The following is a 20,136-nucleotide window of genomic DNA, read 5'->3' as shown; positions in this document are numbered from 1 at the left end:
GAAGAATGAACGAACCTGCCATGAAACAACGACAACGCATTCGCTCGCATCTGCCCGGCAGGCTGTCCGCACTCGTGTTGGCCGCCATGGTGGCCGGTTGCGCCGTAGGCCCCACGTACCAGGTGCCAAGCTCGGCCGCTCCTGTCGAATGGAAAGAGCAGAAGGCTGCCGAAGGCTGGCTGCCCGCCGCGCCGGCCGATGCGCTCGACCGCGGCGAATGGTGGAAGCTGTTCGGTGACGCCACGCTCGACGAACTGGCTGCCCGCGTGCAGGTGTCGAACCAGAACATTGCCGCGGCCGTGGCCAACTACGCGCAGGCCCAGGCACTGGTGCGCGGAGAACGCGCCGCGCTGTTCCCGACGGTATCGCTCGACGGCAGCGGCAGGCGAAGCGGCAATGCCGGCAGCACCAGCAACGCAACCAGCACTTTTGCCGCAACGCTGGGTGTCGATTGGGCGCCCGATGTGTGGGGCCGTTTGCGGCAAGCCGTGAGCAGCGCGCAGGCCAATGCAGAGGCCAGCGAAGCCGACCTGGCTTCCGCGCGCCTTTCGGCCATTGGCGACCTGGCCACCAACTACTTCTCGCTGCGCGAAACCGATGCCGAGATCGTCCTGCTCGACCAGACCATCGAGGGCTACCAGCGCGCCTTCGAGATCACCAGCAACCGCTACAAGGCCGGCATTGCAGCGCAAACCGACGTGCTGCAGGCACAGACCCAACTCGTCAGCGCCCAGGCTGAGCGCGTGGGCCTGCAGCGCACCCGCGCCACGCTGGAGCACGCCATTGCCATGCTGGTGGGCGTGGCGCCAGCCGACTTCAGCTTGCCCGCTGCGCAGTGGACGCCCACGGTGCCTGGCATTCCGACCGGCGTGCCGTCGACGCTGCTGCAGCGGCGGCCCGACATCGCGGCGGCCGAGCGCGCGGTGGCGGCCGCCAACGCGCAGATCGGCATTGCGCGCTCAGCGTACTTTCCGAACTTCGGGCTCAGCGCTTCGGTGGGCGGCAACGCAAGCCGCGTGAAAGACCTGTTCAACGCATCCAACACGCTGTGGGCGCTCGGCCTTTCGGTGGCGCAGGTGGTGTTCGACGCGGGCGCCATCGGCGCGAGCGTCGATTCGGCCAAGGCGGGCCACGAAGCCAGCGTGGCGCGCTACCGGCAAACGGTGCTCACCGCTTTCCAGGCCGTGGAAGACCAGCTCACCGCCGGTGCCGCGCTGGCGCAGCAGGAAGGCCTGCGGCGCGAAGCCTCGGCCGCGGCCGACAAGACCGAGCAGCAGTTGCTCAATCGCTACCGCGCGGGCCAGGTCAGCTACACCGAAGTGGTCACTGCGCAGGCCGCCGCGTTGAACGCACGCCGCACGCTGGTGCAGCTGCTTGTAAATCGCCAGACCGCCGCAGTGGCGCTCATTCAAGCCCTCGGCGGCGGCTGGCAGGCAGGGGCAACGTAGTCAACGTGCCGTCAGTGCGCGTGACGGTCCATCGACCCGCCCAGGTAGTCCTTGTCAGTCACAAGCACCCAGAGCGCGAGCACCAGGATGGCCGCGGACACGAGCACTGCGTTGACCATCGCGTTCTCGACAGTGGCAAAGCCGAGCACCCAGGGGGATACGGCCAGCCAGATGGCGAGCGCACCTTCGGTCCACTCTTCCCAGGCACGCGGAACCAGGGTCGCCCCCAGCGCCACGGCGCCCAGTGCGATACCGGTCAATACCGTGCTCCACATCGCGAAGGTCACGTCCTGAAAACCCAGGACCCAGGGCGAGACGACCAGCCACACACCCAGAACGATGTTGACCGGGTCTTGCCAGTGTTTCACTTGCTTCATGGTCATTACCTCCTGTCGCAACACAAAGCTGCAACAGCTGTTTGACCGGGCGGTTTTGCACGGGTTCCGCAATGCGGCACCGCAGCATGCGATTGGTTGGCCGCACCTATTTTTCTAGCTGCCGCGCGCCACCGGCGGCACCAGGTACGCGCCCGATTCGAACAGCTGCGCCTCCGCCTGGTCGATGCGCCGGATCACCGGCTTGCCCGCGCGGCTCGCGAGCAGTTCGACCAGCGCCTCGGTCACTGCCACGCCGGCCGCCACCGAGGGAAAGAAAGAGGGGCTGTTGATCGTGAAGAGCAGCGTTTCGTCCGCCAGCAGCGACAGCGGCGAAGCCACGCTGTCGGTAATGGCAACGATGCGGCAGCCCGCCGCCTTGGCCGCTTCTGCCACCTGCAGCGCCTCGCGCGAGTAGGGCATGAAGCTGGCCACCACCAGCGCGTCGCCCTTGGCAAAGGCGCGCTGCTGCATTTCGAGCGAGCCGCCCTGGCCGTCGACCAGGTGCACGCTGGCGCGAAAGAGCCGGTACACATAGACGAACGAGAACGCGATAGGAAAGCAGGCCCTGAACCCCGCCGCGTGCACCGCGGGCGCCTTCTCGATCAGTGCGCAGGCCTTTTGCAGCGCCTGCTCGCTCTGCTGGTGCGTGGCCTCCAGGTTGCGGCGCTGCACCTCGAACATCTCCCCCGTGAGGCTCCTGTCCTGCGCGCGGCCGATGAGCTGCTTGGCGCGCCCGCCGTAGGTTTCGGTACCCAGGCCCATGTCGCTGGCAAAGGCTTCCTTCAGCTGCGGCCAGCCCGCATAGCCCAGGTGCTGCGCAAAGCGCACCAGCGTGGCGGGCGTGCTCTGCGCGCGCGTGCCTACGTTGCGCATCGATGCGGTCACTACTTCGTTCGGATGGTCCAGCACATAGCGCGCCACCTGCTGCAAGGCGGGGCTCAGTTCGTTGAAACGCTGGCGGATCTGGTCTCTGGCGCCCATGGCGGTGTCTCTTTGGCAGCTGCTGTTGGAACGAATGTACCGGACATGGAACGGCGGGATAGTTGACGGAACAAATGTTCCAAACAATAATCTGTCGAAACGTTAGTTCCAAATACGAATCCGCCATCTCGCTGCCACCCGCCACCATGACGCACGTCTTTCATCGTCACCTTCGCCAAAGCCCGCCCGTTGCCGCGGGCTCCAAGGGCATGTTCATCCGCGACGCCGAAGGGCGCGAATACCTCGACGCATCGGGCGGGGCGGCCGTGTCGTCCCTCGGCCACGCGCACCCCGAAGTGCTGGCCGCCATGCATGCGCAGCTCGACAGGCTGGCCTATGCCCACACCAGCTTCTTCACCAGTGAGGTGGCCGAGCAGTTGGCCGACGAGCTGATTTCATCGGCGCCCGAAGGCATCAGCCATGTGTACCTGGTGAGCGGCGGCTCCGAGGCGGTGGAAGCGGCGCTCAAGATGGCGCGGCAGTACTTCGTAGAGATTGGCCAGCCGCAGCGCACGCACTTCATCGCGCGCCGCCAGAGCTATCACGGCAACACGCTGGGCGCGCTTGCGGTGGGCGGCAACGCGTGGCGGCGCGAACCGTTCGCGCCCATCCTGGTGCCGGCCACGCATGTCGCGCCTTGCTACCCCTACCGCGAGCAACGCGCCGATGAAAGCGCCGAGCAATACGGCCTGCGCCTCGCGGGCGAGCTCGAGGCTGCCATCGTTGCGCAGGGCGCCGATCGCGTGATCGCCTTGGTGGCCGAAACAGTGGGCGGCGCCACGGCCGGCGTGCTCACACCGGTGCCGGGCTACTTCAAGGCCGTGCGCGCGGTGTGCGACAAATATGGCGTGCTGCTCATCCTCGACGAGGTGATGTGCGGCATGGGCCGCACCGGAACGTTGCACGCCTGTGAGCAGGAGGGCGTGGTGCCCGACCTCATGACCATTGCCAAGGGCCTTGGCGGCGGCTATCAGCCGATTGGCGCGGTGCTGGCGCAGCGCAAGATCGTCGATGCCATGTCCAAAGGCAGCGGCTTCTTCCAGCACGGCCACACCTACCTTGGGCATCCGATGGCCTGCGCGGCGGCGCTCGCGGTGCAGCAGGTGATCCGGCGCGACGGTCTCGTTGCCAAGGTTCGCGAAGACGGGGCGGCCTTCGGCGCCATGCTGGCCGATGTCCTCGGCGGGCACCCGCATGTCGGCGACATACGCGGCCGCGGCTTCTTCTGGGGCATCGAGCTCGTGGCCGACCGCGCAAACAAGGCGCCGTTCGATCCGGCGCTGAAGATCAATGCGGCCATCAAGAAAGACGCCATGGCGCGCGGCCTCTTGTGCTACCCCTTCGGCGGCACGGTCGATGGCCGGAAGGGCGACCACGTGCTGCTGGCGCCGCCCTTCATCGCCACGCGTGCGGACCTGCGGGAAATCGCAACGCGCCTTGCGGATTCCATCGACGCCGCGACGAGTGCTGCTAGGCGCTGACCGCTGATCTTTCTTCCTTCGCTTTTTTTCAACCCGCCCGTTCCAAGGAGCGCTTTCATGCCCAAACTTCGTCTGTCGGTTTTCTTTGGCGCTGCCGCTCTCGCGGCGGTTTTTGCCCTGCTGTTGCCGCATACGGCCGCGCAGGCCCAGGACAACAACGACACGCTCGCCAAGATTAAGGCGAGCGGCGCCATCACCTTCGGCTACCGCGAGTCGTCGTTCGGCTTTTCTTACCTCGACGGCAACCTGAAGCCGGTGGGCTACAGCATCGAGATCTGCAACCGCATCGTCGAAGCGGTAAAGACCGAGCTGAAGCTGCCGGCCATCGAAATCAAATACCAGGCCGTGACCTCGGCCAACCGCATTCCGCTGGTGCAGAACGGCACCGTCGACATCGAGTGCGGCTCCACCACCAACCTGGTCGAGCGCCAGAAGCAGGTGGCGTTTTCACCGGACATCTTCCGCTACAACGTGCGCATGCTGGTCAAGGCCGATTCAGGCATCAAGAGCATTGCCGACCTGCAGGGCAAGACGGTGGTCACCACCACCGGCACCACGTCGTTCCGCCTGCTGCGCGAGGCCGACAAGGGCCGCAACCTCGAGGTGAACAACCTGGGCGGCAAGGACCACAGCGACTCTTTCCTGCTGGTGGAAAGCGGCAGGGCGCAGGCCTTTGTGCTCGACGACATCCTGCTGGCCGGCCAGATCGCGAATGCGCGCAACCCGAAGGACTTTGTCATTACCGGCGAGAGCCTGCGCACCGAGAATCAGTCGCTCATGTTCCGCAAGGACGACCCGGCTTTCAAGGCGCTGGTGGACCGCGTGGTGTCGGGCATGATGAAGTCGGGCGGAATGGAAAAGCTCTACGGCAAGTGGTTCATGTCGCCCATTCCGCCCAAGGGCATCAACATCAACTACCCGCTCAACGCCGAGACGAAGGAGGCCTTTGCCAATCCGTCGTCCAAGGGCATCTGACAGCCGCTTCCCGCATGACCCGCATCGCCCTGATCCACGCGCTTTCGCATTCGGTTGCGCCCATCAATGCCGCCTTCGAGCGCGACTGGCCCGAGGCCGAGCGCATGAACCTGCTGGACGATAGCCTCTCGGCCGACCTGGCGCGCGGCGGCCAGGGGCTTGACGCCGCAATGCACGAGCGCTTTCAGCGGCTTGCGCAGTACGCCGTCGACACCGGCGCGCAGGGCATTCTCTTCACCTGTTCGGCCTTCGGCCCCTGCATCGAGGCGGTAGCAAAGCGGCACGCGGGCATTCCGGTGCTCAAGCCCAACGAGGCGATGGTGGCCGAGGCCGTGCAGGCGCAAGACCAAGACCAGGGGCAGGGCCGGCTCGGCCTCATTGCAACCTTTGCGGCCACGCTGGTGTCGATGCCCCCGGAGTTTCCGCCCGGCATCGATCTGGAGCCCGCCCTCGCCAAAGGCGCGCTCGACGCGCTGAATGCCGGCGATACCGCGCGGCACGACGCCCTGATTGCCGCGCAGGCAAAGGCCCTGCGCGAGCGCGGCTGCACGCGCATTGCGCTGGCGCAGTTCAGCATGGCGCGCGCCCGTGTCGCTTGCGAGCAGGCCAGCGGCCTGCCGGTGCTGACCACCGTAGACAGCGCCGTGCGGGCGCTGCGGGCGCGCTCCGGGCAGGGCCGCCGATAAAAGCCCGCAGCCGCACGGGGCCGCCTGAACCCGGCCTGACTCGATGCCTCGCCATAATTGGCGCTCTTTAAAGGAGTAAGCGTGGACATCGTTTTGCTGGTGAAGGCCGCTGTCATGGGCATCGTCGAAGGGCTGACAGAGTTTCTGCCGATCTCGTCGACCGGGCATCTGATTCTTGCGGGCTCGCTGCTCGGCTTCGACGACGCCAAGGCCAAGGTGTTCGACATTGCCATTCAGACGGGCGCGATCTTCGCGGTGATCCTGGTGTACTGGCAGAAGATCCATTCCACCGTGGTGGCGCTGCCCCGGCAGCCCAAGGCCAGGCGTCTGGCCATCAACGTGGTGCTCGGCTTTCTTCCCGCCGTGGTGCTGGGCCTGATCTTCGGCAAGATGATCAAGGCGCATCTTTTCACCCCCGTGGTGGTGGCCAGTACCTTCATCATCGGCGGCTTCATCATTCTCTGGGCCGAAAAACGGCCGCCGGGCTCGGTGCGCATCGAGCATGTCGACGACATGACGATGTGGGACGCGCTCAAGGTCGGCCTGGTGCAGTGCTTCGCGATGATTCCGGGCACCAGCCGCAGCGGCTCGACCATCATCGGCGGCATGCTGCTGGGCCTGTCGCGCCAGGCAGCCACCGATTTTTCGTTCTTCCTTGCCATTCCGACGCTCATCGGCGCCGGGGCCTACAGCCTCTACAAGGAGCGCGCGCTGCTGTCGGTGGCCGACATTCCGCTGTTCTCGGTGGGGCTGGTGTTCTCGTTCCTGAGCGCGTGGCTCTGCGTGCGCTGGCTGCTGCGGTACATCAGCACGCACAACTTCATTCCTTTTGCCTGGTACCGCATTGCCTTTGGCATCGTGGTGCTGGCCACCGCATGGACCGGCATGGTGGTCTGGGCGGAGTAAGCCTCAGCGCGAAAAGGAATCTTCGCCGCCCGCGTGCGCCGTTTCGGCCCGCGAGCCGAGTGCCAGTTTCCGGTAGATGCCCCGGGTGCGGCACTCCAGCGCCAGCCGGGGCGCCGAAAGCGTTTCGGCAATGTCGCTGTAGCTGCGCCCTTGCACCACCAACTCGAGCATCTTGCGTTCGCGCAGCGACAGCGTCGTGTCCGGATCGGCCGGTGAATCGGCCGCGTGACCCGCGTCCCACGCCAGGATGCGCCGCGCAATGGCCGTGTCGATAGGCGCGCCGCCTTGCTCGATGCTGCGCAGGCCGATGCTGAGCTCTAGATCGTCGCGTTCCTTCAGCAGGTAGGCCACCGCGCCGGTGCGCAGCGCTGAAAAAATGGTTTCGTCGGTGCGCTTTGCGGAAACCGCAACGGCGGGCACCTGCGGTTGGTGGGCCTGCAGCCAGTCGATGAGGTCGACCCCGCTGCCGTCGGGCAAGCCGATGTCCACAAGAACCACACCGAAGCGCTGGCTCTCGAGCAGTTGCATCGCCGTCTCACCGTTCTCGGTCCAGACGATCTGGGGCTCGTCGCATCCGAGCGTCGACAGGATGTAGCGAAAACGTTCCTGCATCGAAGGATCGTTCTCGACGACGAGCGTCGGGCTCAGAGAAACGGCTTCAACGGCTTCCGGGTAGGAAGTTGACATTTGCTCGACATTTTGAAGCGGCGACCGATGAACTGGGACGTTTTTACTTATTTTCGTCCATTGTTACCGATGATTGCAATTTGTATCGCCCCGTTTATTCCCGTCTTGACAGGCATGCGCAACGCGAGCTGAGTGGCACCTGGGCGAGACTCCAGCCGAAGCTCGGCGCCCAGCCTGCGGGCGCGTGCGTGCAGGCTGCGCAGACCCGAGCCGCCACCCTTGACAGCGTCTGCCACCACAAAGCCCTGGCCGTCGTCGCGCACGTCGAGTTGCAGGTCGGCGCCGGCGCAGGTTACGGCCACATCCACACGCCGGCCGCCGCTGTGCTTGAGGGTGTTCGTCAGCGCCTCCTGCAAGAAGCGCAGCAGGTCGAGGCTTTGCGAGGGCGGCAGCTCGAGCGTGTCGATGCCCGACACCTGCCACCGGCAGTCGATGCCGTTGGCGTCGAGCAGCTGCGAAGTGCGATGCCGCAAGGGCGCCAGCAGCTCGCCGAACGCGCGTGCGCCGTCGTGCCGGCCGGTGGCGTCGATGATGAGCCGTAAGTCGTCGCGCAGGCTCTTGAGCATGGCGAGCAGGGCGGGTGCTGAAAGCTCTTCGGGCCTGCGTTCGAGCGTTGCAATGCTGCCGACCAGCATGCCGCCCAAGCCGTCGTGCAGGTCGCTCGCAAGGTTGACCCGCTCGCCGATGCGCGCATGCGCGAGCTCCAGCGCGTGCTGCTGCGCAAGCGTGGCGGCCAGTTCCGACTTGGCGGCGTTCACTTCCTCGATCAGCTCGGTGTTGAAGTTCTCGATGCGCTTCAGGCTGCTCACGAAGCGCCCGGCCTGCGTCAGCGCCATGCCCAGCAGCAGGCCGTATGAGGACATCGTTGTGTAGTAGATGTTGCTGTCGATCACCTGGGTGAACACCAGCAGGTCGTGCGCGCCGGTTATCGCCGACAGTGCCATGAAGGGCGCAAGCGAGCGCATGGGGCTGCCCCGGTGCCGCGCGGCGTGAACCAGCGAGGCGCTGTTCACGGCAATGATCGTGAGGCCGCCCACCAGCGTCCACAGGGCGCGGTGAGTGACCAGGTTCGCGGAACCGGCAAGCCATAGGTCGAGCACGCCGGCCACCGCGATCAGCAGCGCAAAGCCTTCCAGGCGCGGCATGCGCCGCTCGCAGAAGCGCAGCGCAAAAACGGCGTATGACACGCTGAACAGAAGCAGCAGCGAGGTGTTCGACGCCTGCCAGCTGTGGTTGCCCGTAAAAGGCCAGGGGCTGGTCGCGATCTGGTTGTAGCCGAACAGGAGCCACAGCACCGACATGAGCGCGAACCAGCCATAGGCCGTTTCGCGCCTGCGCAATAGCCACAGCGCAGCGAAGAAGGCCGACACCGCTGCGCTCACCGCCAGCCCGAGCATCTGGAGATCGCGGCGCAAGAGACGCTCATGCCCGTATGACGCCTGCATGGCCGCCGGCGGACCGAGGCTGACCGGACCGAGCCCCGCCTGATACGCCGAAAGGCCCGAAACCCGTATCAGCAGCGTGTTGCGGCCTTCGCGCAGCAGCGGCGGCGCCAGCAGCCAGTAGCGCGGGCTGTTCCAGGCTCGCGTCAGCGGTTCGACCAGGCTTTCGTCGCGCCAGATGGGGGTGCCGTTGAGCGACACCGCACCGGCCATGTTGAGGTAGTGCAGCAGCAAGCCGGTTTCGGCAACGTGCGCGGGCTGGTCCCAGGTCAACCGGTACCAGGCCACGCCGTCGAAGCCGGGCCAGCGCGCGGCCCAGCTGTCGGGCAGGGTGACGGGTGTCCAGCCGTCGGCCGGAGGTGCGGCCTCGTTCCATCCGGTGCCGCGCACCGCTTCTACGTGGATATCAGGCGAGGGCTGCGCTACGGCGGAGCCGGCCGCCAAGAGAAGCACGCATGCACCGATCAACTTGCAAAACCATGCCTTCGGGCCCGACAAGTGGCGGCCGCGGCGTGCAAACGGAAGGCCAGCCTGCAGCGCAGCTTCTTCATCAGGCATTTCATTTACCAATTTTCGGGGATGGCCTAGTAGAGACCGAAAACACACACTTTGTCTCTATTGTTTTGTTTGCTTTCAAGAAAGAAGAAGCCATGGCATTCCCGAGCCGCGCTGCCGTTGCGCACGACGTACAGCGCAAAAAGCCGAACAGAAAAGGGCTGACGCGGGGAGCGCTTGGGCATCTGCCAGCCCTTGCGCTGCTGTTTGCGGGCAGCGCCTTCGCGGCAGGATTTGTCGATGGCTCCGCGGGCAATGTCGGGCCCGGAACCATCAACGGAACGGCGGGAACGGGAGGCGCTGCGGCCAGTGTTTCGGGAGACGGGGCCACCGCACTTGGTGCGGGCGGCGATGGCGGCGTAGGAACGGCCGGTGGCACCGGCGGCACGGGCGGGGCGGGGGCCAGCGCAACCGCGAACGGGGCAACGGCCATCGGAGGCGGAGGAACCGGCGCGCTCGGCGAGGCGGGGGGAACGGGGGGCACAGGGGGGCGCGGTGCCCAAGCCTCAGCGAGCGGTGCGATTGCGCTCGGCGCGGGAAGCGTGGGCCCCGAGGCCTGCTGCCTCGACACCGGCCCGACAGGTGGCAGCGGGGCCCAGGCCTCGGGCATTGCCGCGATCGCCATCGGGAGCGCTTCAGGGGCCAGCCAAGGCGCCGTGGCATCCGGCAGCGGCAGCACTGCGATCGGTGGCGCCAACGGCGGAGCTTCGGGCGCGGCCGCATTGGCCACGGGTAGCGTGGCGATGGGTTCCGGTAGCCGGGTCGCAAGCGGCGCGAACGGCAGCGTCGCCATCGGCGCGAATTCTGTTGCCACCGTGGCCAACACGGTGTCCTTCGGAGCCTCCGGTCAGACGCGCGGCCTGGTCAATGTGAGCGCCGGAGCGGTGACCGCCGCAAGTACCGATGCAGTCAATGGCAGCCAGCTGTACACCGTGCAGCAGACAGCCTCGGCCGCACAAGGCACGGCCGACTCCGCGCTCGGCCTGGCGCAGAACTCGGCGCAGTACGGCGCGGGCGGCACTTCGCTGCAACTCAATGCCAACGGCGGCGCCGGCACCACCATCAGCAACGTCGGTGCGGGCCAGGTGGCAACCGATGCCGCCAATGTCGGCCAGGTGCAGCAGGCCCAGCAGACGGCCATCACCACGGCAAACAACTTCACCGTCCAGCAGGTCACCGCATTGCAGAGCTTGATGAACCAGGCACTGTCCAGCGGCGTCTGCGCAGTGGGCGCGGGTGGAGCGGTGGCCTGCGGGCCAGGGGCGGGCGCGAGCGGTGCCGGCAGCACGTCGATGGGCACCAACGCACAGGCCAACGGGCAGGACACCGTTGCCGTCGGCAACGGCGCACAAGCCAGCCATGCGGGTTCGGTCGCCATTGGGGCTGGCGCAAAGGCGCTGGCAGACCCCACGACGGCCGTGGGCAACAACGCGGTGGCCACCGGCAACAACGCCGTGGCGCTGGGTGCCAACACGCTGGCATCGGGCAGCAACGCGGTCGCGCTCGGCCAGGGTTCGGTGGCCGACCGTGACAACACCGTGTCGGTGGGCAACGCCGCCACCGGTCAGTTGCGCGGCATTGCGAATGTCGCGCCCGGCCTGCTGGGCACCGATGCCGTCAACGTCAACCAGCTGCAGCAGGCGGTGAGCAACGCGACCAGCCAGGCCAACGCCTTTGCAGCACAGGGCGTTGCAGCCGCACTGGCCATGCCTTCGATGCCGACTTTGGCCGTGGGCAAGAAATGGATGGGCGCCGCCGTGGGCAACTACGCCGGTGCTGCGGCGGTCGGCTTCGCTTTCGGCTACCAGGTCAGCGACAACTTCAACCTGGGGCTGGGTGTTTCCACCGCGACCAGCAGCGGCAGCAGCAACCGCGTTGCCGCTCGCGTGCAGGCGGGTTACGCCTGGTGAGGCGCGAGCGCCACAAACAAGCAGGCCTGGGTTAGTGCAGCAAGCCGTGCCTGCGGGCCTGGTAGACGGCCTCGGTGCGTGAGTTGACGGCCAGCTTGCGGTAGATGTTCTTCGTGTGGCATTCCACCGTCAGCCTGGAGATCGACAGCGACTCGGCCATGTCCCGGTTGCTGAGCCCTTGCGAGACGAGCTCGAGAATCTTTCGCTCTCGCGGTGTCAGCGCCACGGGCAGTGGGGCGGGCGCGTCTGCCGCCGCCACCGGCGAAGCCAGCTGCGTTGCCAGCCAGCCGAGGATATGGCGTGCAATGGCCGGATCGATCGGTGCGCCCCCTCGCTCGATGCTGCGCAGCGCCATGCTTAATTCGAGATCGTCGCGGTCCTTCAGCAGGTAGCCGATGGCGCCGGCACGCAGCGCCGCAAAAATGACCTCTTCGGTGCGGAAGGTCGAGATCACCACCGCGGGCACCTTGGGATGCTGCGCCTGCATCCAGCTAATGAGTTCGACGCCGCTGCCGTCCGGCAGGCCGATGTCGACCAGTGCGATGCCGAAGCTCTGCGTGCGGAGCAGTTCCTTGGCCGCGGCAATGCTCTCCGCCCAGGCGATCTGCTGCCCGTCGTTGCCGAGCGTGGCCAGCACATGGCCCAGTCGTTCGCGCATCGCGGGGTCGTCTTCGACCACCAGCGAGGAACGCAGGGAAACGGTTTCAGCGGCTTCCAATGGGGGCATGGACATGGGCATGGACATGGGCTCGGCATTCTGATCGATGGCAAGGCCAGCAGATCGTTCTTACTTGTCTTGAGGGATTGTCGGGGCAGTGCCGCCTATTGCCGGCAACAAAAGCCGGCGAACCCGGGGGCTCAGCCCTTCTGGCGCAGCCTGCGTGCCTCCTGCGCCAGGAAGCGGTAGAGCTTCGGGTCGTCGGCATAGCCGACGTTGAATCGCAGCCAGGGCGTGGGCCGCAGGTCGGTGCGGAACAGGTCGCCCGGCGCGAGCAGGAAGCTCTCGGAGATGGCGCGCTGCGCCAGCGCGCGCATGTCGACATCGTCGCGCTCGAAACGCGCCCACAGAAAGGGCCCGCCCGCCGGCCGCGTGAAGAGCTGCATGCCGGCGGTCTCCAGCCGTTCGCACACGGTGTTCTGCGCCGTCCGCAGCCGCTCGGCCAGGCGCGCGAGATGCGCCCGGTAGCGGCCTTCCACCAGCACGCCGTGCAGCAGCCGCTCGGTGAGCTCCGAGGTGGTCAGGCTGTTGACCATCTTCTGCAGGATCATCTTCTCGGCGAACTCCTCGTTGCAGGCCACGAAACCCACGCGCAGGCTGGGCGACACCGTCTTGGAAAAGCTGCCGACGTGGATCACGCGCTGCAGCCGGTCGAGGCTCGCGAGCGAGGTGGCGCCGGGTGGCTCGAGCCCGGCCATCGCGTCGTTGTCGACGATGCGGAAGTCGAGCTGCTCGGCCAGCCGCAGCATCTGGTAGGCCACGGCCGGCGTGCACTGGCCACCGGTGGGGTTGTGCAGGTTGGTGGTGGTGAAGAAGGCCTTGGCGCCGTGGCGCTGCGCCAGCGCCTGCAGCGCCGTGAGGTCGGGGCCGTTCACCGTGCGCTCCACGCCGACCAGCTTCAGGTCCATCGAGCGCAGCATCGCGAACAGGTTGGTCGAGCCCGGCTCGTCCACCAGCACCACATCGCGCGGCTGCAGCAGGCAGCGCGCCACCAGGCTCAGCGCCTGCGAGGCACCGTGCGTCAGCACGATCTGGTGCGGCGCGGTCTCGATGCCCTTCTGCGCAAGCAGCGTCTGGATCTGCTGGCGCAGCGGCAGATAGCCATAGGGCGTGCCGTAGTTCGCGAGCCCGGCGGCGGACTTGCGCGACAGCGCGGCCAGCGCGCGCTGCACGCCGCCGATATGCAGCATTTCGGGCGGAACCCAGCCGCAGCCCGCGTTGAGCAGGGTGCGGTCGTCTTCGTACACATGCTTCAGCAGCCAGAGCGAATCGACCGAGGTGCGCCCGAGGAACGGCTTGCGCCGCGTGGCCGCGCGCTCCACCTCGGCGACGTAGTAGCCGCTGGCGCGCCGCGCCTGCACATGGCCCTCGGCAACCAGGCGCTGGTAGGCGTTGGTCACGGTCATGGTGCTCACCTCGCAATCCTTGGCCAGTGCGCGCACCGACGGCAGCTTGTCGCCGGGCTTCATCGCGCTCGATGCGATCTGCGCCAGCAGGGCGTCGTAGAGCTGGCGGACCAGGGGCATGGGCAGCGAAGGGTCGAGGGTGATCACGGCGAAGGCATGCACGGTTTGTGGGCGCAGAAAGCCCCAACAGGGGGACGGATGGAGACTGTTCTACTACAGAAGAATTCAACTGTATATATGCATTTCTTCTGTGGCCTGACTCAATGGAGCCCTCGCCGCCGCATGCCGTCCGGGTGCCGGCGCCGCGTTCCATCACTTCAGGAAATTACATGCAACCGCAGCTCTTCTCGCACTCGCCAGCCCAGCCGGCAGGCTATTTGTCGCGCCGCCTTGCCCGATGGAGCGCCGCCGCGCTGCTGGCCGGCGCGGCCGTGGGCACCTTCGCTCCCGCGATGGCGCAGACCACCACCCTCAAGATCATTCCGAGCAGCAACATCACGGTGCTCGACCCGATCTGGACCACCGCCTATGTGACGCGCAACTTCGGCTACATGGTCTACGACACGCTCTTTGCCACCGACCTGGAAGGCCGCATCAAGCCGCAGATGGTCGACAAGTGGAAGGTGTCCGCCGACAACAAGACCTGGACCTTCACGCTGCGCGAGGGCCTCGAGTTCCACGACGGCAAGCCCGTCACCAGCGAAGACGTGGTGGCCTCCATCAAGCGCTGGGCCAGCCGCGACACCTTCGGCGCGCAGCTTGCCAAGGTGACCGAGCGCTACGAGACGCCCGACGCCAGGACCTTCTCGATCGTGCTGAAGGAGCCCTTCGGCCTGGTGCTCGAAGCGCTGGGCAAGCCGTCGTCCAACGTGCCCTTCATCATGCCCAAGCGCATTGCCGACACTTCGGGCGACACGCAGATCAAGGAGTCGATCGGCTCCGGCCCCTACGTCTTCAAGGCCGACGAGTTCCGCCCCGGCGAGCGCGTGGTGTTTACCAAGAACACGCGCTACAAGCCGCGCGCCGAAGCACCCTCGGGCACGGCCGGCGGCAAGAACGTGTACGTGGACCGCGTGGAGTGGCTCATCATCCGCGACGCACAGACGCAGATGAACGCGCTGCTCAACGGCGAGGCCGACATCCTGGAGCAGCCCGCCTTCGAGCAGTACGCCACGCTTCGCACCAACCCCGACATCCAGCTGGTGGATGCGCAACCGGCGGGCAACCAGTTCATCCTGCGCTTCAATTTCCTGCAGCCGCCGTTCAACAACGAGAAGGTGCGCCGCGCCGCGCTGGTGGCGCTGGGCCAGGAAGCCTTCCTGCGCACGCAGGTGGGCGCGCCCGGCCTCACGCGCTACTGCAAGAGCATGTTCCCCTGCGGCACGCTGTTCGAGTCGGAGCAGACCGGCGACTACACCGGCGTTGCCAATCCGCAGAAGGCCAAGGCGCTGCTGCAGGAGGCCGGCTACAAGGGCGAGCCCGTGGTGCTGATGCGCCCGACCGACAACCCCACCATCGGCAAGCTGCCGCTGGTGGCCAAGCAGCAGCTGGAGCAGGCGGGCTTCAAGGTCGACATGCAGTCGATGGACTGGTCCACGCTGGTGGCGCGCCGTGCCAAGAAGGATGCGCCCACGGCCGGCGGCTGGAGCGCTTTCATGACCTCGTGGACGGCGTCGGACATCCTCAACCCGATCACCATGGCCATGATGAACGCCACGGGAGACAAGGGCTGGTTCGGCTGGCAGACCGATGCGAAGCTCGAGGAGATCAAGGTGCAGTTCGCCCAGGCCAAGACCGAGGCCGACAAGAAAAAGCTCGCGCAGGCCGCCCAGCTGCGCGCCTTCGAGACCGCCACGCACGTGCCGGTCGGCCAGTACAACCAGCCCGCCGCGGTGCGCAAGAACGTGAGCGGCCTGGTGCCGGCCGGTGCGCAGGTGTACTGGAACATCAAGAAGCAATAAGAGCGCTTGCCCATGCTGACCTTCCTCGGCAAACGCCTGCTCGCCACCATCCCCGTGCTGCTGGTCGTGGCAATCGCGATCTTCATGATCGTGCGCCTCACGCCCGGCGACCCGGCGGCCGTCATCGGCGGCAACAGCGCCACCAACGAAGACCTGGACCGCATCCGCGTGCAGCTCGGCCTGACCAAGCCGCTGTGGACGCAGTTCGCGATCTGGGGCAACGGCGTGCTGCACGGCGACCTGGGCTTCTCGTTCTTCCTGAACAAGCCGGTGCTGGAACTCATCGGCCAGCGCATGGAGCCGACTCTCTCGCTGGCCGGCGGCACGCTGCTGCTGGCGGTGGGCATCGCGCTGCCGCTGGGCACGCTGGCCGCCTGGCGCATGGGCGGCTGGCTCGACAAGGCCGTGATGGCCTTTTCGGTGGCCGGCTTCTCGGTGCCTGTGTTCGTTGTCGGCTATGTGCTGATCTACCTGCTCGCGATGAAGCTGCAGTGGTTTCCGGTGCAGGGCTACCGGCGCATTTCCGATGGCGTGGGGCCGTGGCTGAACCAGCTCGTGCTGCCCTGCCTCACGCTCGCCATTACCTATGTGGCACTGCTCTCGCGGGTGACGCGTGCGGCGGTGAGCGAAGCGCTCACCGAGGACTTCATCCGCACCGCGCGTGCCAAGGGCATTGCCGAACTCGAGGTGCTCAAGCACCATGCGCTGCGCAACGCCGCGGTGCCGGTGGTTACCGTGATCGGCGTGAGCGCGGCGCTGCTGCTGGGCGGCGTGGTGGTCACCGAGACGGTGTTTGCCATTCCGGGCCTCGGCCAGCTGACGGTCGATGCGGTGCTGAACCGCGACTTCCCGGTGCTGCAGGGCGTGGTGCTGTTCTTTGCCGTGGTCTACGTCGCCGTCAACCTGCTGGTCGACGTGAGCTATCTCTTTCTCGACCCTCGGATTCGCTACTGATTCCACTACTGATCATGAGCACCCTCGAAAGACTCTGGCGCCACAGCGCCGTGCGCGGCGGCGTCGTCGTGCTGGCCGCGCTGGCGCTGCTGGGCGTCTTTGCGCCCTGGCTCGGCACCTTCGATCCGTCCGCGATGGACCCGAGCTTCATCGCGGTGGGCGCCGGTACCTCAGGGCAGGTGACGATGCCCGATGGCGCGCAGTTCGCCCATACCTTCTGGATGGGCAGCGACAGCGTCGGGCGCGACGTGTGGAGCCGCGTGCTCTACGGCACCCGCATCTCGATGACGGTGGGCCTGTTCACCGCCTTCGTCGCCATTGCGTTCGGCTGCCTGCTGGGCATGCTGGCCGGCTATTTTCGCGCGGTCGATGCCGTGCTGATGCGCGTGATGGACGGCGTGATGGCCATTCCCGCCGTGCTGCTCGCGATCACGCTGGTGGCCGTGCTCGGCGCCAGCCTGCCAACGGTGATCCTCGCCATCGCCGTGCCCGAAGTGCCGCGCGTCACGCGGCTGGTGCGTGCGCTGGTGATGAGCCTGCGCGACGAGCCCTTCGTGGAGGCGGCCCGCGCGCTGGCCACCGCCGACGCGACCATTCTCTGGCGCGACATCCTGCCCAATGCGCTCGCACCGCTGATCGTGCAGGGCACCTTCATCGCGGCCTCGGCCGTGCTGACCGAAGCCATCCTGAGCTTTCTCGGCCTGGGACTGCCGTCGGACGTGCCGACCTGGGGAAACATCATGGCCGAGGGGCGCGTGCAGTTCTCGCAAAGCCCCGGCAACGTGCTGTTTCCCGCGCTCTTCCTGGTGCCCACGGTGCTCGCAATCAACATGCTCGGCGACGGATTGCGCGACGTGCTCGACCCCAAGTTTTCCAAACGCGTCTGAGGTGCCGATTCCATGACCGATTCCAACCGAAGCGCCGCAATCCTCGAGGTGCGCGGCCTGCAGGTCGCGCTGCCGTCCGACGCCGACCGGCCGCATGCCATCGAGGGGCTCGACCTGCGCATCGAGGCCGGGCGCACGCTGTGCATCGTGGGCGAGTCCGGCTCCGGCAAGTCGGTGCTGGCGACCACCGTGATGGGGCTGCTGGCCAAGGGGCTGGCGCTCAAGGCAGGCCAGGTGATCCTGTCCGGCGAAACGCTGGTCGACAACGGCCGCTTCGTCTCCGACAAGCGGCTGCGCCAGTTGCGCGGCACCGGCATGGGCATGGTGTTCCAGGAGCCGATGACCGCGCTCAACCCGGTGCTCAGCTGCGGCGAGCAGGTCGACGAGCTGCTGCGTACGCACACATCGTGGAGCGCGGCCGAGCGCAAGGCGCACATCCTCGCGATCTTCGAGCGCGTGCGGCTGCCTGACCCGGCGCGCATCCATGCGAGCTACCCGCACCAGCTCTCGGGCGGGCAGCGGCAGCGCATCGTGATCGCGATGGCCATCATCCTGAAGCCGCGCCTGCTGATCTGCGACGAGCCGACCACCGCGCTGGACGTGACCACGCAGGCCGAGATCCTCAAGCTGATCGCCGAACTGCAGGCGGAGCAGGGCAGCGCGGTGCTCTTCATCACGCACGACATGGGCGTGGTCGCCGAGATCGCCGACGACGTGATGGTGATGCACCGCGGCGCGCTGGTCGAGCAAGGCCCCTGCGAACAGGTGCTGCGTAGCCCGCGCGAGGCCTACACGCGCATGCTGCTCGACGCCGTGCCGGGCATGACGCCGCCGCCTGCGCGCGCGCTGCCGGGCGGCAAGCCGCTGCTCAGCGGCACGGGTGTCGGCAAGATCTACACGCGGCGCGACTGGATGGGCCGCGCGAAGCACAACACCGCGCTGCAGGACGCGAGCGTGTCGGTGCACCGCGGCGAGACGGTCGGCGTGGTGGGCGAATCGGGCTCGGGCAAATCGACTTTCGCACGCTGCATGATCCGGCTCATCGCACCGAGTGCGGGCAGCATCCTGTGGGGCGATGCCGAAGTGCGCGACCTGCCCGAAGGCCGCTTGCGGCCGCTGCGCTCGCGTGTGCAGGTGGTGTTCCAGGACCCGAACCGCTCGCTCAACCCGCGGCGCACCGTGGGCTCGTCGATGGTCGAAGGCGCGATGAACTTCGGCCTGAGCAGGCTGCACGCGCGCCGGACCGCCGAAGAGCTGATGGACCGCATCCAGCTGCCGCGCACCGCGCTCGAACGCTACCCGCACCAGTTCTCCGGCGGCCAGCGCCAGCGCCTAGCCATTGCGCGCGCCATCGCCTGCCAGCCGCAGGTGCTGGTGGCCGACGAAGCCGTGTCGGCGCTCGACGTCTCGGTGCAGGCGCAGATCCTCGAGCTGCTGCGCGAGATCCAGCGCGACCTGGGCCTGGGCATCCTGTTCATCACACACGACCTGCGCGTGGCCGCACAGCTGTGCGACCGCGTCATCGTGATGAACCAGGGCCGCATCGTCGAGCAGGGCGCTACCGGCCAGGTGTTCAGTGCACCGGCCAACGACTACACGCGGCGGCTGTTGGCGGCCGCGCCGCGCGCGGAACTGGCGAGCCGGCAGTGAGCATGCACGGCGCCTGGCGCGCATCGGTCGACGACCCGGTGTGGCGCGCCGCGTTCGCACAGGGGCGGCGCGACATTGCCGGCGCCGCGCTGGGCACCATGGCCATGGGGCTCGTGGCCGGCGTGGCAATGGCCAAGAGCGGCGTCGGCCTGGGCGTGATCCTCGCCATGTCGCTGCTGGTGTTTGCGAGCGCGTCGCAACTGGCCTGCCTGCCGCTCATCGCAGCCGGCGCGCCGCTGTGGGTGATTGTTGCGACGGCCTGCGTGCTGAACCTGCGCTTCGTGGTGTTCAGCGCCAACTGGCGCCGCTACTTCGGCCGGCACCGGCGGCTGGCACGCGTGCTGCTGTCCTACCTCGCCGGCGATCCGGTGTATGCGCAGTTCGTGCAGCGCCATCCGGAGCCATCGCCCGCCGGCCGTGCCACTCCACAGCAGCAGGGCTACTTCCTCGGGCTGGCACTGACCAACTGGGCGGCCTGGCATGCGGCGTCGCTCGCGGGCATCTTCCTGGCCGACGCGATTCCCGCGGCGTGGGGCCTTCGCTTCATCGGCGTGCTTGCACTGCTGGCGCTCGCGTTGCCGATGCTCACCGACCGCGCGGTGCGCTGCTCGGCGCTGGCCGCGGGCGCCGTCGCGCTGGCCACGGCCTCGTGGCCGATGGGGCTCAACGTGGTCGCGGCGATTGCCACGGCCTTCGTGGCCGGCGCCTGGGCCGATCGCCGGTGGAGCGCGCGTTGATGATGGCGCACATGGGCCACGACGCGTACGTCTGGCTGGCCGTGGGGGCGCTGGTGGGCGTGACCGTGCTCACCCGCAGCTTCTTCCTGCTGCCCGACAGCGAGCCGAAGCTGCCCGGCTGGCTGTGGCGCGGACTGCGCCATGCGCCGGTGGCGGCCTTGCTGGCGATGGTGCTGCCGGATGTCTTCCTGAGCAATGGACGCATGCTGACCGACTGGCGCGACGCGCGCCTCTTTGCCGTGGGCGCTGCATTGGCCTACTACCTTGTCCGGCGCAACGACGCGACCGGCACGATCCTGGTCGGCACAGGGACGCTGATGCTGCTGAGAGTCGGCTTCGGATGGCCTTGAGACGACATACTTTCCTTGATGCGAA

18 protein-coding genes are annotated in these 20,136 nt (G+C 67.2%); 12 read left to right on the top strand and 6 right to left on the bottom strand.

All coding sequences use genetic code 11. The features are described 5' to 3' along the window. The first annotated feature begins 5 nt into the window (after positions 1-5). Positions 6-1,448, top strand: coding sequence for an efflux transporter outer membrane subunit (locus tag V9L21_RS17315; RefSeq protein ID WP_337313915.1), 1,443 nt, complete (start codon positions 6-8; stop codon positions 1,446-1,448). 11 nt (positions 1,449-1,459) lie between these two features. Here the strand turns inward: V9L21_RS17315 and V9L21_RS17310 are convergent, their stop codons facing one another. Both V9L21_RS17310 and V9L21_RS17305 read right to left on the bottom strand, forming a co-directional pair. After that, entirely contained in the window at positions 1,460-1,825 is a 366-nt protein-coding gene (locus V9L21_RS17310) for an SPW repeat protein (protein WP_337313914.1), read from the bottom strand. 114 nt (positions 1,826-1,939) lie between these two features. Beyond that, on the bottom strand, positions 1,940-2,806 hold the full coding sequence (locus V9L21_RS17305; protein WP_337313912.1) for a MurR/RpiR family transcriptional regulator: 867 nt from the start codon (positions 2,804-2,806) through the stop codon (positions 1,940-1,942). 146 nt (positions 2,807-2,952) lie between these two features. On the opposite strand from V9L21_RS17305, the gene V9L21_RS17300 reads away from it, so the two are divergent. The 4 genes from V9L21_RS17300 to V9L21_RS17285 all read left to right on the top strand — a co-directional run bounded on the left by V9L21_RS17300 (position 2,953) and on the right by V9L21_RS17285 (position 6,854). Beyond that, positions 2,953-4,287 (top strand): aspartate aminotransferase family protein, encoded by a 1,335-nt coding sequence (locus tag V9L21_RS17300; RefSeq protein WP_337313910.1) that lies wholly within the window; start codon positions 2,953-2,955, stop codon positions 4,285-4,287. 57 nt (positions 4,288-4,344) lie between these two features. Continuing rightward, a complete protein-coding gene (locus V9L21_RS17295; RefSeq protein WP_337313908.1) occupies positions 4,345-5,262 on the top strand; it encodes a transporter substrate-binding domain-containing protein in 918 nt (305 codons plus the stop codon). A 14-nt stretch (positions 5,263-5,276) separates the two neighbouring features. Next, on the top strand, positions 5,277-5,948 hold the full coding sequence (locus V9L21_RS17290) for an aspartate/glutamate racemase family protein (RefSeq protein ID WP_337313906.1): 672 nt from the start codon (positions 5,277-5,279) through the stop codon (positions 5,946-5,948). Between the two features lie 81 nt (positions 5,949-6,029). Further along, positions 6,030-6,854 carry an undecaprenyl-diphosphate phosphatase gene (locus tag V9L21_RS17285; RefSeq protein ID WP_337313904.1) on the top strand — a complete coding sequence of 275 codons (825 nt, stop codon included), beginning with the start codon at positions 6,030-6,032 and terminating at the stop codon, positions 6,852-6,854. Between the two features lie 3 nt (positions 6,855-6,857). Here the strand turns inward: V9L21_RS17285 and V9L21_RS17280 are convergent, their stop codons facing one another. Beyond that, on the bottom strand, positions 6,858-7,541 hold the full coding sequence (locus tag V9L21_RS17280; protein ID WP_337313902.1) for a response regulator transcription factor: 684 nt from the start codon (positions 7,539-7,541) through the stop codon (positions 6,858-6,860). A gap of 47 nt (positions 7,542-7,588) precedes the next feature. Then, positions 7,589-9,436 carry an ATP-binding protein gene (locus tag V9L21_RS17275; RefSeq protein ID WP_443305099.1) on the bottom strand — a complete coding sequence of 616 codons (1,848 nt, stop codon included), beginning with the start codon at positions 9,434-9,436 and terminating at the stop codon, positions 7,589-7,591. A 197-nt stretch (positions 9,437-9,633) separates the two neighbouring features. On the opposite strand from V9L21_RS17275, the gene V9L21_RS17270 reads away from it, so the two are divergent. Further along, positions 9,634-11,448: a YadA family autotransporter adhesin gene (locus V9L21_RS17270; RefSeq protein ID WP_337313898.1), complete on the top strand. Its 1,815-nt coding sequence runs from the start codon at positions 9,634-9,636 to the stop codon at positions 11,446-11,448. 31 nt (positions 11,449-11,479) lie between these two features. Here V9L21_RS17270 and V9L21_RS17265 read toward each other — a convergent pair whose 3' ends face one another. Both V9L21_RS17265 and V9L21_RS17260 read right to left on the bottom strand, forming a co-directional pair. Continuing rightward, positions 11,480-12,181, bottom strand: a complete 702-nt coding sequence (locus V9L21_RS17265; protein WP_337314019.1) for a response regulator transcription factor — start codon at positions 12,179-12,181, stop codon at positions 11,480-11,482. A gap of 125 nt (positions 12,182-12,306) precedes the next feature. Continuing rightward, positions 12,307-13,719: an aminotransferase-like domain-containing protein gene (locus tag V9L21_RS17260; RefSeq protein WP_337313896.1), complete on the bottom strand. Its 1,413-nt coding sequence runs from the start codon at positions 13,717-13,719 to the stop codon at positions 12,307-12,309. A gap of 182 nt (positions 13,720-13,901) precedes the next feature. Here V9L21_RS17260 and V9L21_RS17255 point away from each other — a divergent pair, with 182 nt between their 5' ends. Genes V9L21_RS17255 through V9L21_RS17230 form a run of 6 tightly spaced genes read left to right on the top strand, consistent with a single transcriptional unit; the run spans position 13,902 to position 20,111 of the window. Continuing rightward, positions 13,902-15,533 carry an ABC transporter substrate-binding protein gene (locus V9L21_RS17255; protein WP_337313894.1) on the top strand — a complete coding sequence of 544 codons (1,632 nt, stop codon included), beginning with the start codon at positions 13,902-13,904 and terminating at the stop codon, positions 15,531-15,533. A 12-nt stretch (positions 15,534-15,545) separates the two neighbouring features. After that, the gene (locus V9L21_RS17250) at positions 15,546-16,487 is read left to right on the top strand and encodes an ABC transporter permease (RefSeq protein WP_337313892.1); all 942 of its coding nucleotides are present in this window, start codon (positions 15,546-15,548) and stop codon (positions 16,485-16,487) included. A 14-nt stretch (positions 16,488-16,501) separates the two neighbouring features. Beyond that, complete coding sequence (locus tag V9L21_RS17245) at positions 16,502-17,374, top strand: ABC transporter permease (RefSeq protein WP_337313890.1); 873 nt, start codon at positions 16,502-16,504, stop codon at positions 17,372-17,374. Between the two features lie 12 nt (positions 17,375-17,386). Beyond that, positions 17,387-19,024 (top strand): ABC transporter ATP-binding protein, encoded by a 1,638-nt coding sequence (locus tag V9L21_RS17240; RefSeq protein WP_337313888.1) that lies wholly within the window; start codon positions 17,387-17,389, stop codon positions 19,022-19,024. A gap of 2 nt (positions 19,025-19,026) precedes the next feature. Continuing rightward, positions 19,027-19,761 (top strand): AzlC family ABC transporter permease, encoded by a 735-nt coding sequence (locus V9L21_RS17235; protein ID WP_337314017.1) that lies wholly within the window; start codon positions 19,027-19,029, stop codon positions 19,759-19,761. Continuing rightward, the gene (locus V9L21_RS17230) at positions 19,761-20,111 is read left to right on the top strand and encodes an AzlD domain-containing protein (RefSeq protein ID WP_337313886.1); all 351 of its coding nucleotides are present in this window, start codon (positions 19,761-19,763) and stop codon (positions 20,109-20,111) included. The genes V9L21_RS17235 and V9L21_RS17230 overlap by 1 nt, the downstream gene beginning before the upstream one ends. The last annotated feature ends 25 nt before the right edge of the window (positions 20,112-20,136 follow it).

It is taken from the genome of Variovorax sp. CCNWLW235, from assembly GCF_037204085.1.
Lineage (GTDB): Bacteria > Pseudomonadota > Gammaproteobacteria > Burkholderiales > Burkholderiaceae_C > Variovorax.
This window is presented reverse-complemented; position numbering and strand designations above follow the sequence as displayed.

Bases quoted from the DNA above. Each gene is read 5' to 3' on its own strand.
- V9L21_RS17315 (WP_337313915.1), top strand. From the start codon at position 6: ATGAACGAACCTGCCATGAAACAACGACAACGCATTCGCTCGCATCTG.
- V9L21_RS17310 (WP_337313914.1), bottom strand. From the start codon at position 1,825: ATGAAGCAAGTGAAACACTGGCAAGACCCGGTCAACATCGTTCTGGGT.
- V9L21_RS17305 (WP_337313912.1), bottom strand. From the start codon at position 2,806: ATGGGCGCCAGAGACCAGATCCGCCAGCGTTTCAACGAACTGAGCCCC.
- V9L21_RS17300 (WP_337313910.1), top strand. From the start codon at position 2,953: ATGACGCACGTCTTTCATCGTCACCTTCGCCAAAGCCCGCCCGTTGCC.
- V9L21_RS17295 (WP_337313908.1), top strand. From the start codon at position 4,345: ATGCCCAAACTTCGTCTGTCGGTTTTCTTTGGCGCTGCCGCTCTCGCG.
- V9L21_RS17290 (WP_337313906.1), top strand. From the start codon at position 5,277: ATGACCCGCATCGCCCTGATCCACGCGCTTTCGCATTCGGTTGCGCCC.
- V9L21_RS17280 (WP_337313902.1), bottom strand. From the start codon at position 7,541: ATGTCAACTTCCTACCCGGAAGCCGTTGAAGCCGTTTCTCTGAGCCCG.
- V9L21_RS17270 (WP_337313898.1), top strand. From the start codon at position 9,634: ATGGCATTCCCGAGCCGCGCTGCCGTTGCGCACGACGTACAGCGCAAA.
- V9L21_RS17265 (WP_337314019.1), bottom strand. From the start codon at position 12,181: ATGTCCATGCCCCCATTGGAAGCCGCTGAAACCGTTTCCCTGCGTTCC.
- V9L21_RS17255 (WP_337313894.1), top strand. From the start codon at position 13,902: ATGCAACCGCAGCTCTTCTCGCACTCGCCAGCCCAGCCGGCAGGCTAT.
- V9L21_RS17250 (WP_337313892.1), top strand. From the start codon at position 15,546: ATGCTGACCTTCCTCGGCAAACGCCTGCTCGCCACCATCCCCGTGCTG.
- V9L21_RS17245 (WP_337313890.1), top strand. From the start codon at position 16,502: ATGAGCACCCTCGAAAGACTCTGGCGCCACAGCGCCGTGCGCGGCGGC.
- V9L21_RS17240 (WP_337313888.1), top strand. From the start codon at position 17,387: ATGACCGATTCCAACCGAAGCGCCGCAATCCTCGAGGTGCGCGGCCTG.
- V9L21_RS17235 (WP_337314017.1), top strand. From the start codon at position 19,027: ATGCACGGCGCCTGGCGCGCATCGGTCGACGACCCGGTGTGGCGCGCC.
- V9L21_RS17230 (WP_337313886.1), top strand. From the start codon at position 19,761: ATGATGGCGCACATGGGCCACGACGCGTACGTCTGGCTGGCCGTGGGG.